The sequence below is a fragment of the Streptomyces sp. SID5785 genome, from assembly GCF_009870065.1.
Lineage (GTDB): Bacteria > Actinomycetota > Actinomycetes > Streptomycetales > Streptomycetaceae > Streptomyces.
Map to the genome: position 1 here is coordinate 1 of NZ_WWIA01000126.1, position 13456 is coordinate 13456.

Annotated in this window: 8 protein-coding genes and 1 pseudogene; all 9 read left to right on the forward strand. The window is 71.2% G+C overall.

The annotated features are described in order from the left end of the window. Window positions 1-282, forward strand: a pseudogene (locus GTW43_RS03755) (long-chain fatty acid--CoA ligase); the annotation flags it as partial. Further along, window positions 279-1721 carry a carboxylesterase family protein gene (locus tag GTW43_RS03760; RefSeq protein ID WP_161300176.1) on the forward strand — a complete coding sequence of 481 codons (1443 nt, stop codon included), beginning with the start codon at window positions 279-281 and terminating at the stop codon, window positions 1719-1721. The pseudogene GTW43_RS03755 and the gene GTW43_RS03760, both read left to right, overlap by 4 nt. 147 nt (window positions 1722-1868) lie before the next feature. Then, on the forward strand, window positions 1869-3050 hold the full coding sequence (locus GTW43_RS03765; RefSeq protein WP_161300177.1) for an ROK family transcriptional regulator: 1182 nt from the start codon (window positions 1869-1871) through the stop codon (window positions 3048-3050). A 270-nt stretch (window positions 3051-3320) separates the two neighbouring features. Further along, complete coding sequence (locus GTW43_RS03770; protein WP_161300178.1) at window positions 3321-4835, forward strand: sugar ABC transporter ATP-binding protein; 1515 nt, start codon at window positions 3321-3323, stop codon at window positions 4833-4835. Between the two features lie 91 nt (window positions 4836-4926). Beyond that, window positions 4927-5946: an ABC transporter permease gene (locus GTW43_RS03775; protein WP_161300179.1), complete on the forward strand. Its 1020-nt coding sequence runs from the start codon at window positions 4927-4929 to the stop codon at window positions 5944-5946. Window positions 5947-5984: 38 nt separating this feature from the next. Then, window positions 5985-7034, forward strand: coding sequence for a substrate-binding domain-containing protein (locus GTW43_RS03780; protein ID WP_161300180.1), 1050 nt, complete (start codon window positions 5985-5987; stop codon window positions 7032-7034). A 157-nt stretch (window positions 7035-7191) separates the two neighbouring features. Further along, window positions 7192-8340: a Gfo/Idh/MocA family oxidoreductase gene (locus GTW43_RS03785; RefSeq protein WP_237536383.1), complete on the forward strand. Its 1149-nt coding sequence runs from the start codon at window positions 7192-7194 to the stop codon at window positions 8338-8340. Window positions 8341-8355: 15 nt separating this feature from the next. Further along, on the forward strand, window positions 8356-9354 hold the full coding sequence (locus GTW43_RS03790) for a sugar phosphate isomerase/epimerase family protein (protein WP_161300182.1): 999 nt from the start codon (window positions 8356-8358) through the stop codon (window positions 9352-9354). Window positions 9355-9630: 276 nt separating this feature from the next. Beyond that, window positions 9631-13353: a ThuA domain-containing protein gene (locus GTW43_RS03795; RefSeq protein WP_161300183.1), complete on the forward strand. Its 3723-nt coding sequence runs from the start codon at window positions 9631-9633 to the stop codon at window positions 13351-13353. Window positions 13354-13456 lie beyond the last annotated feature (103 nt).

Below are 13456 nucleotides of genomic sequence, written 5' to 3' on the forward strand. Positions count from 1 at the left end.
TTCAACGTCTACCCGCGCGAGGTCGAGGAGGTGCTCGCGCGGCACCCCTCCGTCGCCCAGGTCAGCGTCATCGGCCTGCCCGACGCCGAGCGCGGCGAGGAGGTGTGCGCCGCCGTGGTGCTGCGCCCGGGCGCGCCGGACGCCCCGGACGACATCGTCGCCTGGTCCCGCGAGCGACTCGGCCGGCACAAGTACCCGCGCGTCGTACGGCTCCTCGACGAACTGCCGCTCGGGCCCAGCGGCAAGATCCTCAAGCGGGACCTCCGCGAGGTGTGCGCATGACCGTCGTCGAGACCACCCACGGCCCGGTGCGCGGCACCGTCGAGCAGGGTGTCGCCGTCTTCCGCGGCATCCCCTACGCGGCCCCGCCGACCGGAACGCTGCGCTTTCGGGCTCCGGAGCCCCCCGAGCCCTGGGACGGCGTCCTCGACGCCACCGCCTTCGGGCCCACCGCCCCCAAGAACCCGTACGCGGCGCCCCTGAACGCCCTGCTGCCCGACCCGGACGTCCCCGGCGACGGCTGCCTCAACCTGAACGTCTGGACGCCCGCCACCGACGCGGCGCCGCGCCCCGTCATGGTGTGGATCCACGGCGGCTCCCTGCGCAACGGCTCGTCCGCGGTGCCCACCTACGACGGAGGCGCCTTCGCCCGCGACGGCGTCGTGCTGGTGTCCCTCAACTACCGGCTCGGCGTGGAGGGGTACGGCGTCTTCCCGGACGCCCCGGCCAACCGCGGCCTGCGCGACCAGATCGCCGCGCTGGGCTGGGTGCGCGACAACATCCGGGCGTTCGGCGGCGACCCGGACAACGTCACGGTCTTCGGCGAGTCCGCGGGCGCCACGAGCATCGGTGTGCTGCTCGCCGTGCCGAGCGCCCGGGGACTGTTCCGGCGGGCCGTGCTGCAGTCCGGCATCCCGACGACGGCGACGCCCGCACGGGCCGCGGCCACCACCGCGGCGATCGCCGAACGGCTCGGCACCGAGCCCACCGCCGCGGCCTTCGCCGCCGCCGACCGCGGCCGGCTCCTGGCCGCGCAGCGGGACGTCACCCAGGGCGGCAACCCGCTCACGGGCGGACCCGGCTTCGACATCGTCGTCGACGGCGACCTGGTGCCCGAGGACCCGTTCACCGCACTGGCACACGGCGCGAGCAGCGGCGTCGACCTCCTCGCGGGCAGCACCACCGACGAGTACCGGCTGTGGTTCGTGCCCACCGGTCTCGTCGACCGCATCGGCGAGGACGACCTGCGCGCCGCCCTGGTCCGGCAGCAGGCGCCCGAGGACACCGCGCAGGTCTACCGCGCGGACCGACCCGGCGCGTCGCCCGGCGAACTCCTGGGCGCGATCGCCACCGACACCCTGCTGCGCGTCCCGCTCAACCGGCTCGCCGACTCCCGGCTCGCCGGACCGGAGCTCGCCGGGCGTACGTACCTCTACGAGTTCGGCTGGCCGTCCCCGGTGCAGAAGCTCGGGGCCTGTCACGCGCTGGAGATCGGGTTCGTCTTCGACACGCTCGACGCGGCCGACGGACGCCTGCTCACGGGCGGCGACGCCCCGCAGGCGCTGGCCGACGCCATGCACCGCGCCTGGGTGTCGTTCGCGGCGACCGGCGATCCGGGCTGGTCGCAGTGGGGTCCAAAGCGTCCGGTCATGACTTTCTCCGGGGACGGTGCCCGCCTCGTGCACGCGCCCAGGGAGCACGAACGCCGTCTGTGGAGGTGACCCCGCCCCCCTCTTTGTCCTGTGACTGGAGAAAGTCATGGGTAATTCCTGCGCAACTTCTTCCCACACCAGGCAGGCACTGCTACGTTCACCGTCGAAAGCAGGACCACTGGAGCCCGAAGAGGCGGGGAGGGGCACGTGAGACGTATGACGGCTCGACCCGCGAACACGCATCAGGCGCGTCTGTTGCGGCTGCTGCGTGACGGAGGGCCCAACTCCCGGGCCCAGCTGGGCGATCAGATCGACCTCTCCCGGTCGAAGCTGGCCGTCGAGGTGGACCGGCTCCTGGAGACCGGACTCGTGGTCGCCGACGGACTCGCCGCCTCGCGCGGCGGCCGCCGCTCCCACAACATCCGGCTCGCACCCGAACTGCGGTTCCTCGGTGTCGACATCGGCGCGACCTCGGTCGACGTCGCCGTCACCAACGCCGAGCTGGAGGTCCTCGGGCACATCACGCAGCCCATGGACGTCCGGGAGGGGCCGGTCGCGGTCTTCGAGCAGGTCCTCGCCATGGTCGCGAAGCTGAAGGCGTCCGGGCTGGCCGAGGGGCTCGACGGAGCGGGCATCGGTGTGCCCGGTCCCGTCCGCTTCCCCGAGGGCGTGCCCGTCGCGCCACCGATCATGCCCGGCTGGGACGGTTTCCCGGTCCGCGAGGCACTCAGCCAGGAGCTGGGCTGCCCCGTCATGGTCGACAACGACGTGAACCTCATGGCGATGGGGGAGCAGCACGCCGGCGTCGCCCGCCAGGCGCGCGACTTCCTCTGCGTCAAGATCGGTACCGGTATCGGCTGCGGGATCGTCGTCGGCGGAGAGGTCCACCGTGGGACGACCGGTTCGGCGGGCGACATCGGGCACATCCAGGTCGAGCCCGACGGCAGGCCCTGCGCCTGCGGCAACAAGGGCTGCCTGGAGGCCTACTTCAGCGGCGCGGCACTCGCCCGCGACGCCGAGGAGGCCGCACGCGACGGGCGTTCGCCCGAGCTCGCCGGACGGCTGGAGTCGACCGGGGCGCTCAGCGCGGCGGACGTCGCGGTGGCCGCCGCGGCCGGTGATCCCACCGCCCTCGACCTGATCCGCGAGGGCGGCAACCGGACCGGCCAGGTCATCGCGTCCCTCGTCAGCTTCTTCAACCCCGGCCTCGTCGTCATCGGCGGCGGGGTCACCGGCCTCGGCCACACGCTGCTCGCCGCCCTGCGCACCCAGGTCTACCGCCAGTCGCTGCCCCTGGCGACCGGCAACCTGCCCATCGTCCTGGGAGAGCTCGGTCCCGCCGCCGGAGTCATCGGCGGCGCCCGCCTGATCAGCGACCATCTGTTCTCACCCGCGTAGGCCTCCGGGCCGCAGCACGACCGGGCCCGCGCCCGGCACCATGCCCGGCACCACCCCCGGCTCCGCTCCGAACAGCGCCACCCGCACCACCGTACCCGTACTCGTACCTGAACCTGCCGTACCCGTACCGGACCGCCGGTCCCGCGCCTGCCCACACGTGTCACCACGCTGTCTCCGCACGTCCGCGCTCCCGTCTTTCCCCCACGAAGCACCGCGCGCTGCTCTGCCCTGCCCTGAAACCGGCCCGCACCCGTTCATGAGGGAACCGCCATGGCACCAGAACCACCGCTGCTCACCATGTCCGGCATCACCAAGTCGTTCCCGGGCGTGCGCGCCCTCGACGGCGTCGACCTGGAGGTCCAGGCCGGCGAGGTGCACTGCCTGCTCGGCCAGAACGGCGCGGGCAAGTCCACGCTGATCAAGGTGCTCGCCGGTGCCCACCAGCCCGACGGCGGCGTCATCACCTGGGCCGGCGAGACCGTCACCCTGCGCTCGCCGATCGCGGCCATGCGCCGCGGCATCGCCACCATCTACCAGGAACTCGACCTGGTCGAGGGCCTGTCCGTCGCCGAGAACGTCCACCTGGGACACGAGCCGACCACCGCCGGTTTCGTGGTCCGCGGCCGGGACGCGAAGAGCACGACCAGCGCGCTGCTCAAGCGGCTCGGGCACGGCGAGATCGACCCCGGCACCCTCGTCGGCGACCTCTCCGCCGCCCACCAGCAGATCGTCTCCATGGCCCGGGCCCTCTCGCACGACGTGCGCCTCATCGTGATGGACGAGCCCTCCGCGGCGCTCGACCCCGACGAGACCGACAACCTCTTCCGCATCGTCGGCGACCTCACCGCCGACGGCGTCGCCGTCATCTACATCTCGCACCGCCTCGAGGAGATCCGCCGCATCGGCGACCGCGTCACCGTCCTCAAGGACGGCCGCGCCGTGGCCGTCGGCCTGCCCGCCAAGGACACCCCGACCCGCGACGTCGTCGCGCTGATGACCGGCCGCAACGTCGAGTACGTCTTCCCCGAGCGGCCCACCGAACACCCCGCCGCCGAACCGGTCCTGACGGTGCGCGACCTGTCCCGCACCGGCGAGTTCGCCCCCCTCGACCTGGAGGTGCGCCCCGGCGAGATCGTCGGCCTCGCCGGACTCGTCGGCTCGGGCCGCTCCGAGATCCTCGAGACCATCTACGGTGCCCGGCGCCCCACGAGCGGTACGGTCACCGTGAACGGCACGGCCCTGCGGCCCGGCAGCGTGCGCTCCGCCGTGCGGGCCGGACTCGGTCTCGCCCCCGAGGAGCGCAAGGCCCAGGCCCTCCTGATGCTCGAGTCCGTCACACGCAACGTCTCCGTCTCCTCCATGTCCCGCTTCTCGTACGGCGGCTGGCTCAACCGCGCGGCGGAGCACGACGCCGCGCGCCGCGCCACCCAGGACCTCTCGCTGCGGCCCGACAACCCCTCCGTGCCCGTGCGCACCCTGTCCGGCGGCAACCAGCAGAAGGCCGTCCTGGCCCGCTGGCTGCTGCGCGGCTGCAAGGTGCTGCTGCTCGACGAGCCGACCCGCGGCGTCGACGTCGGCGCCCGCGCCGAGCTCTACGCCGTCATCCGCCGGCTGGCCGACGAGGGCCTCGCCGTCCTCCTCGTCTCCAGCGAGGTCCCGGAGGTGCTCGGCCTCGCCGACCGGGTCCTGGTCCTGCGCGAAGGACAGGTCGTCCACGAGTCCCCGGCGCAGACCCTGACCGAACACGAGGTCCTGGACCTGGTCATGGAAGGCACCCCGGCATGACCCCGGCGACAGACCCGGCCCCCGGCGTGCCGCCCCGCACCGCAGCCGCACCGCACTCACCGACGACCCACCCCGAAGGGACCACGGCGCCATGACGCAGCCCGCCTCACCCGCCCGCCCGGCGGAGCCGAAACGCGCCGACGCCCCGCCGGCCCGCGCCCCCCTGAAGGCGCTCCGCGCGGACCTGCGCACCCTCTCCCTGCTCGGTGTGCTCGTCGCCCTGATCGTCATCGGCGGCATCACCCAGCCGGACAGCTTCCTGGACACGGACAACGTCCAGCTCGTCCTGACCCAGGCCAGCGTCATCGGCGTCGTCACCGTCGGCATGACCTTCGTGATCATCTCCGGCGGCATCGACCTCTCCGTCGGCGCGATCGTCGCCCTCGCCAGCGTCTGGGCCACGACCGTGGCCACCCAGGAGTACGGCTTCCTCGGCATCCTGTTCACCGCGATCGTCGTCGGTGTCGGCTGCGGCCTCGTCAACGGCGTGCTCATCGCCTACGGCAGCATGGTCCCCTTCATCGCCACTCTCGCGATGCTCGCCTCGGGCCGCGGACTCGCCCTGCAGCTCACCGACGGCAAGACCCAGGTCGTCACCGTCGACAGCGTGCTGAGCCTCGGCGAGCGGGACTCCTACATCCTCGGCATCCCGCCGCTCGTGCTGGTCTTCGCCGCGGTCACCGTCATCGGCTGGCTGGTGCTCAACCGCACCACCTTCGGCCGTCGCTCCGTCGCCGTCGGCGGCAACGCGGAGGCCGCCCGGCTCGCCGGCATCGACGTCCGCCGTCAGCGTCTGTACCTGTACCTGCTCTCCGGTCTGTGCTGCGGCATCGCCGCCTTCCTCCTCATCGTGCTCTCCGGCTCCGGCCAGAACACCAACGGCAACCTGTACGAACTCGACGCCATCGCCGCCGTCATCATCGGCGGCACCCTGCTCACCGGCGGCCGCGGCACCATCGTCGGCTCCGTCCTCGGCGTCCTGATCTTCACCACGATCCAGAACATCTTCGCGCTCAACAACCTCCAGACCGACGTCCAGCAGATCGCCAAGGGCGCGATCATCGTCGTCGCCGTCCTGGTCCAGGGACGTACCTCGCGCTCCACCACCTGACCCACCTCACCCCTCGTGCCCCGGGAAGGGACGACGCCATGCCAGACATGACGAGCCGCAGAAACATCCTCTTCGGAGCGGCAGCCGCCGTGACCACGGGCGGGCTGCTGACCGCCTGCACCAGTAACGAACCGAGTGACAAGGGAAGTTCCAGCAAGGCCGCCGACCAGCCGGTCGCCGACGACAAGCCCGGCAAGCAGGTCACCATCGGCTTCGCGGGACCGCAGGCCGACCACGGCTGGCTCAACGCGATCAACGACAACGCCAAGGAGCGGGCGAAGAAGTACTCCGACGTCACGCTGGAGGCGACCGAGGGCTCCAACGACACGGCCGCCCAGATCGGCCAGGTCGAGACGCTCATCAACAAGAAGGTCGACGTCCTCGTCATCCTGCCCGCCGACGGCAAGGCGCTGACCCAGGTCGGCCTCAAGGCGATGCGCGCGGGCATCCCCGTGGTCAACCTGGACCGCATCTTCAACACCCCGCAGGCCTACCGCTGCTGGGTCGGCGGCGACAACTACGGCATGGGCCTGGCCGCCGGCAACTACATCGGCGAGCAGCTCAAGGACAAGAAGAACGCCAAGGTCGTCGAGCTGGCCGGGATCGACAACCTCGAACTCACCAAGCAGCGCAGCCAGGGCTTCGACGACGCCCTCAAGAACTTCCCGAACATCAAGAAGGTGGCCCGCCAGGCGGCCGACTTCACCGTCGAGTCGGGCCAGGCCAAGATGTCGCAGCTGCTGCAGGCGCAGAAGAGCTTCGATGCCCTGTGGAACCACGACGACGACCAGGGCGTGGGCGCCCTGCGCGCCATCAAGCAGGCCGGGCGGGACGACTTCCTGATGGTCGGCGGCGCCGGCGCGCTCTCCGCGATGCAGGCGATCGAGGCCGGCGACAGCGTCCTGAAGGCGACAGTCCTGTACCCGCCGACCATGGCGGCGTCCGCGATCGACCTCGCCCGCGCGCTCGGCCAGGGCAAGGGCATCAGCGGCATGGCCGAGTTCGAGATCCCCGCGCACGTGACCCTGTTCTCGGCGGTCGTCGACAAGAAGAACGTCGGCCAGTACATGCCGACCGGCTTCAGGTGACAGGTGCCGGCACGAGGCACCTGGCGATCACGGCGTGGACGAGGAGGACTTCCGCATGGCAGGCAGCAGCACGGGCGCGACGAGGGACCCGGACGCGACGGGGGACGGCGGCGAGGGGAACGCCGGGGCAGGGCACAAGCCCGTCCTGGGCGTCGGGATGGTCGGCTACGCCTTCATGGGGGCCGCCCACTCCCAGGGGTGGCGCACGGCAGGGCACGTCTTCGACCTGCCGCTGCGGCCCCGGCTCGCCGCGGTCTGCGGCCGTGACGGTGCGGCCGTGCGCGCCGCGGCCGACCGGCTCGGCTGGGCGGCGGCGGAGACCGACTGGCGTGCGCTGATCGCCCGGGACGACGTCGACGTCGTCGACATCTGCACACCCGGCGACAGCCACGCCGAGATCGCGGTCGCCGCCCTGGAGGCCGGCAAGCACGTGCTGTGCGAGAAGCCGCTGGCCAACTCCGTCGAGGAGGCGGAGGCCATGACGGAGGCCGCCCGGGCCGCCGCCGGGCGCGGCCAGATCTCCATGACCGGGTTCAACTACCGGCGGGTGCCCGCCATGGCACTCGCCCGCCGGATGATCGCCGAAGGGCGCCTCGGCACCCTGCGCCACGTGCGGGTCAGCTATCTGCAGGACTGGCTCGTCGACCCCGCCTTCCCGCTCACCTGGCGGCTGCAGAAGGCCCATGCCGGATCGGGCGCGCTCGGGGACCTGGGCGCGCACGCCGTCGACCTCGCCCAGTACCTCGCGGGGGAGCCCGTCGCCGGGGTCTCCGCGCTGACCGAGACCTTCGTGAAGGAGCGCCCCCTGCAGGACGGCGCCTCCACGGGCCTGACGGCGACCGGGTCCGCGGCCGTCGGCCAGGTCACCGTGGACGACGCCGCCGTGTTCACCGGGCGCTTCGCCTCCGGGGCCCTCGCCTCCTTCGAGGCGACCCGCTTCGCGACCGGCCGGAAGAACGCGCTCAGGATCGAACTCAACGGGGAGAAGGGCTCGCTGGCCTTCGACCTGGAGCGGCTCAACGAGCTGTACTTCCACGACCAGACGGAGCCCGCCGCCGGGGCCGGCTTCCGGCGCATCCTCGTCACCGAACCGGAGCACCCCTACCTGGAGGCCTGGTGGCCGCCGGGCCACGGCCTGGGCTACGAGCACACCTTCGCCCACCAGGCCCGCGACCTGGTCCACGCGATCGCCGCGCGCACCGCGCCCGCGCCGTCGTTCGCCGACGGGCTCCAGGTGCAGCGCGTCCTCGCCGCGGTCGAGGAGAGCGCGGCGAAGAACTCCGTCTACACCCCCGTACCGGCCTGAGGAGGTCCGCACACCGTGCCACGCCAGTTCACGCTGTTCACCGGACAATGGGCGGACCTGCCGCTCGAGGAAGTCTGCCGTCTGGCCCGGGACTTCGGCTACGACGGCCTGGAACTCGCCTGCTGGGGCGATCACTTCGAGGTCGACAAGGCACTCGCCGACCCGGCCTACCTGGACTCTCGCCACGCCCTGCTCGACAAGTACGGGCTCAAGTGCTGGGCGATCTCCAACCACCTCGTCGGCCAGGCCGTCTGCGACGCCATCATCGACGAACGCCACGAGGGGATCCTGCCCGCCCGTATCTGGGGCGACGGCGAGGCCGAGGGCGTACGGCAGCGCGCCGCCGCCGAGATCAAGGACACGGCCCGGGCCGCCGCGGCCTTCGGGGTCGACACCGTCATCGGCTTCACCGGTTCGTCGATCTGGCACCTCGTCGCCATGTTCCCCCCGGCGCCCGAGTCGATGATCGAGCGCGGCTACGAGGACTTCGCCGAGCGCTGGAACCCGATCCTCGACGTCTTCGACGCGGAGGGCGTGCGCTTCGCCCACGAGGTCCACCCCAGCGAGATCGCCTACGACTACTGGACCACGCACAAGGCCCTCGAGGCCGTCGGCCACCGGCCGGCCTTCGGGCTCAACTTCGACCCCTCGCACTTCGTGTGGCAGGACCTGGACCCGGTCGGATTCCTGTGGGACTTCCGGGACCGGATCTACCACGTGGACTGCAAGGAGGCCCGCAGGCGCCTGGACGGGCGCAACGGCCGCCTCGGCTCCCACCTGCCGTGGGGCGACCCCCGGCGCGGGTGGGACTTCGTGTCCGCCGGCCACGGTGACGTCCCCTGGGAGGACGTCTTCCGGATGCTGCGCTCCATCGACTACACGGGGCCCGTCTCCGTGGAGTGGGAGGACGCCGGCATGGACCGTCTGCAGGGTGCGCCGGAGGCCCTGCGCAGCCTGAAGGCGTTCGACTTCGAGCCGCCCACCGCGTCCTTCGACGCCGCCTTCAACAGCTGACCGCACCGCCACGGGGACGGGGGCCGGGCCATCGCGCCGGTCCCCGGTCCGGGCTGCCCGGAACCAGCTTTGTCCTGTGATGGGAAAAAGCTCAACTATCAGTGACGCAAGGGGTGTTCGTCCCGGACAAACGCCGCTACGGTCCCTGACGTGAACCTGAAGTTCCGCAGAGCACTCCAGGACACCCACGCCCCCGGGGTGACGGCGCACCCCGGCGCCCGCACCGCACGTCCAAGCACCCGTTCCGTACGGCCCACCCGTTCCCGGAGGGACTTCGTGCACAGAAGCAGACTCAGAATCACCGGAGCCAAGCGGCGCCCCCGGATGCGTACCGCACTCGCCCTGCTCACCGGCGCGCTCCTCGCCGTGGGGTCCCCGACGGTGTCCGCCGTCGCGGGCGCCCCCGCGGACGCGTCCGGCACCAAGACGGCCGCGGCCGCCGACGGCCAGTTCCAGCAGGTGCCGCTGGCCAAGGGGGAACCGGAGATGGGCGAGCCGATGTCGCTCGCCGTGCTCCCGGACCGCAGCGTCCTGCACACCGCGCGCGACGGCACACTGCGCCTGACCGACCAGGGTGGCGTCACCAAGGTCGCCGGCAAGATCCCCGTCTACGACCACGACGAGGAGGGCCTGCAGGGCGTCGGCATCGACCCGGACTTCAAGAACAACCGGGCGGTCTACCTGTACTACGCCCCGCCGCTCGACACCCCGGCCGGCGACGCCCCGGAGACCGGGACCGCCGACGACTTCAAGCCGTTCGACGGGGTCAACCGCCTCTCCCGCTTCGTCCTCAACGACAACGGCACGCTGGACATGGCCAGTGAGAAGAAGGTCCTCGAAGTCGCGACCTCCCGTGGCACCTGCTGCCACGTCGGCGGCGACATCGCCTTCGACGCGCAGGGCAACCTGTACCTGTCGACCGGCGACGACACCAACCCCTTCGCCTCCGACGGCTACACGCCGATCGACGAGCGGTCCGACCGCAATCCGGCCTTCGACGCCCGCCGCTCGGCCGGCAACACCAACGACCTGCGCGGCAAGATCCTCCGCATCAAGGTCGCCGAGGACGGCTCCTACACGATCCCCGAGGGCAACCTCTTCGCCCCGGGCACCGAGAAGACCCGCCCCGAGATCTACGCGATGGGCTTCCGCAACCCGTTCCGCATCAGTGTCGACAAGAAGACCGGCACGGTCTACGTCGGTGACTACGGCCCCGACGCCGGTGCCGCCGACCCCAAGCGCGGCCCGGCCGGCCAGGTCGAGTTCGCCAAGGTGACGAAGGCCGCCAACTTCGGCTGGCCGTTCTGCACCGGCGACAACGACCCCTACGTCGACTACGACTTCGCCACCAAGGAGTCCGGCGAGACCTTCGACTGCGCCGCACCGAAGAACACGTCCCCGCACAACACGGGCCTGACCGACCTGCCGCCCGCGCAGGCCGCGTGGATCCCGTACGACGACGCGTCCGTGCCCGAGTTCGGCAGCGGCTCCGAGTCGCCGATGGGCGGCCCGGTCTACCGCTACGACGCCGACCTCGACTCCAAGGTGAAGTTCCCCGAGGAGTACGACGGCGACTTCTTCGCCGGCGAGTTCGGCCGCCGCTGGATCAAGCGGATCGAGCAGAACGACGACGGCTCGGTCGCGAAGATCAACGACTTCCCGTGGACCGGCACCCAGATCATGGACATGGAGTTCGGCCCCGACGGCGCGCTCTACGTCCTCGACTACGGCCTCTCCTGGTTCCAGGGAGACGAGAACTCCGGTCTGTACCGCATCGAGAACGCGGCCGACGGATACTCGCCGATCGCCGAGGTCAAGGCCGACAGGACGTCCGGCGCCGCAGGCCTGAAGGTCGGCTTCACGGGCTCCGCGAAGGACGCCGACTCGCCGGACCTGACGTACAGCTGGGACTTCGGCGACGGCACCAAGGGCGAAGGCCTCACGCCGACGCACAAGTACGCGAAGGTCGGCACCTACACCGCGACCTTCACGGCCAAGGACCCCGAGGGCAACACCGGCAACGCCAGCGCCCGCATCGTCGTCGGCAACACCGAGCCCACGGTCAAGATCGTCACGCCGGCCACCGGCACCCTGGGCAAGCTCGGCGACCCGGTCCCCTTCAAGGTGACCGTCACCGACCCCGAGGACAAGATCGACTGCTCCAAGGTCAAGGTCGCCTACAGCCTCGGCCACGACTCCCACGCCCACGAACTGACCAGCGAGATGGGCTGTGAGGGCACCCTTGAGCCGCCCGCCGGTGACGGCGGACACGACCCCAACGCCAACATCTACGGCGTCGTCGGCGCCAGCTACACCGACGGCGGGGCGAACGGCCAGGAGGCGCTCACCGGCACCGCGCGCGCCGTCGTCCAGCCGCCGCACCGGCAGGCCGAGCACTACACCCAGCAGCAGGGCACCGCACCACAGAGCAAGACCGAGGCCGAGGGCGGCAAGACCGTAGGCGACATCAACAACGGGGACTGGATCTCCTTCTCGCCCTACACCCTCACCGGAGCCAAGAAGCTCACCGCACGGGTCTCCTCCGGCGGCGCCGGCGGCACCCTCGAGGTGCGCACCGGCTCGGCGACCGGACCTCTGCTGGGCTCCACCGTGGTCCCCGTCACCGGCGGCTGGGAGACCTTCCAGAACGTAGATGTCCCGCTGAAGAACGTCCCGAAGAAGACGACCGAGCTCTACCTCGTCTTCAAGGGCGGTGACGGCGCGCTCTACGACCTCGACAGCTTCGAGATCTCCACCGAGGCACCCGTGAAGAACGCCAAGCGGGTCCTGGTCTTCTCGAAGACGGCCGGCTTCCGGCACGACGCCATCCCCGAGGGCATCGCCGCCCTCAAGGAACTCGGCGCCTCCAGCGACATCACCGTCGACGCCACGGAGTCCGCCGCCCAGTTCACCCCCGAGAACCTCGCCCGCTACGACGCCGTCGCCTTCCTCTCCACCACCGGCGACGTCCTGGACGACACCCAGCAGAAGGCCTTCGAGAGCTACATCGCCAAGGGCGGCGGCTACCTGGGCATCCACGCGGCCGCCGACACCGAGTACGACTGGCCGTACTACGGCAAGCTCGTCGGCGCCTGGTTCGACTCGCACCCGGCCGTCCAGAAGGCCACCGTGCGCGTCGAGGACCGGGACAACCCCGCCACCGCACACCTCGACCCGGCGTGGGAGCACACCGACGAGCTGTACAACTACCGCACCAACCCGCGGGACAACGTGCACGTCCTCGCCTCGCTCGACGAGACCACCTACGAGGGCGGCACCATGAAGGGCGACCACCCGATCGCCTGGTGCCAGAACTACGGCGGCGGCCGCTCCTTCTACACCGGCCTCGGCCACACCAAGGAGTCCTACGCCGAGGACGCCTTCCGCGGACACCTGCTCGGCGGCCTGAAGTACGTCACCGGCCAGGCCAAGGCGGACTGCAAGCCGGACAAGGGCTACCGGTCGATCTTCAACGGCCAGAGCCTGGCCGGCTGGAAGCAGGCCGGACCCGGCGGCTTCGACGTCAAGGACGGCACGCTCGAGTCGAAGGACGGCATGGGCCTGCTCTGGTACCAGGCCAAGGAGCTCGGGTCGTACTCCCTCAAGCTCGACTGGAAGATGCAGGGGGACGACAACTCCGGAGTCTTCGTGGGCTTCCCCGCCTCCGACGACCCCTGGTCCGCGGTGAACAAGGGCTACGAGGTCCAGATCGACGCCACCGACGCCCCCGACCGCACCACCGGGTCCGTCTACACCTTCAAGGCGGCGGACATCAAGGCCCGTGACAAGGCCCTCAAGCCGCCCGGCGAGTGGAACTCCTACGAGATCAAGGTCAAGGGCGAACGCCTCCAGGTCTTCCTCAACGGAGTCAAGATCAACGACTTCACCAACAAGGACCCCGAGCGGAGCCTGACCGACGGCTACGTCGGCATCCAGAACCACGGCCCCGACGACCACGTGTCCTTCCGCAACATCCAGCTCAAGGAACTGCGCGGCTAGACCCGTCCGGCACGCCCGCCGCACCGGGACGCACGGCCGAACCCTCCGGGGCCCGGCGCGCCCCGACGGCCGGCCCCGCCGGACCGGGCCCCGGGCACTCGTG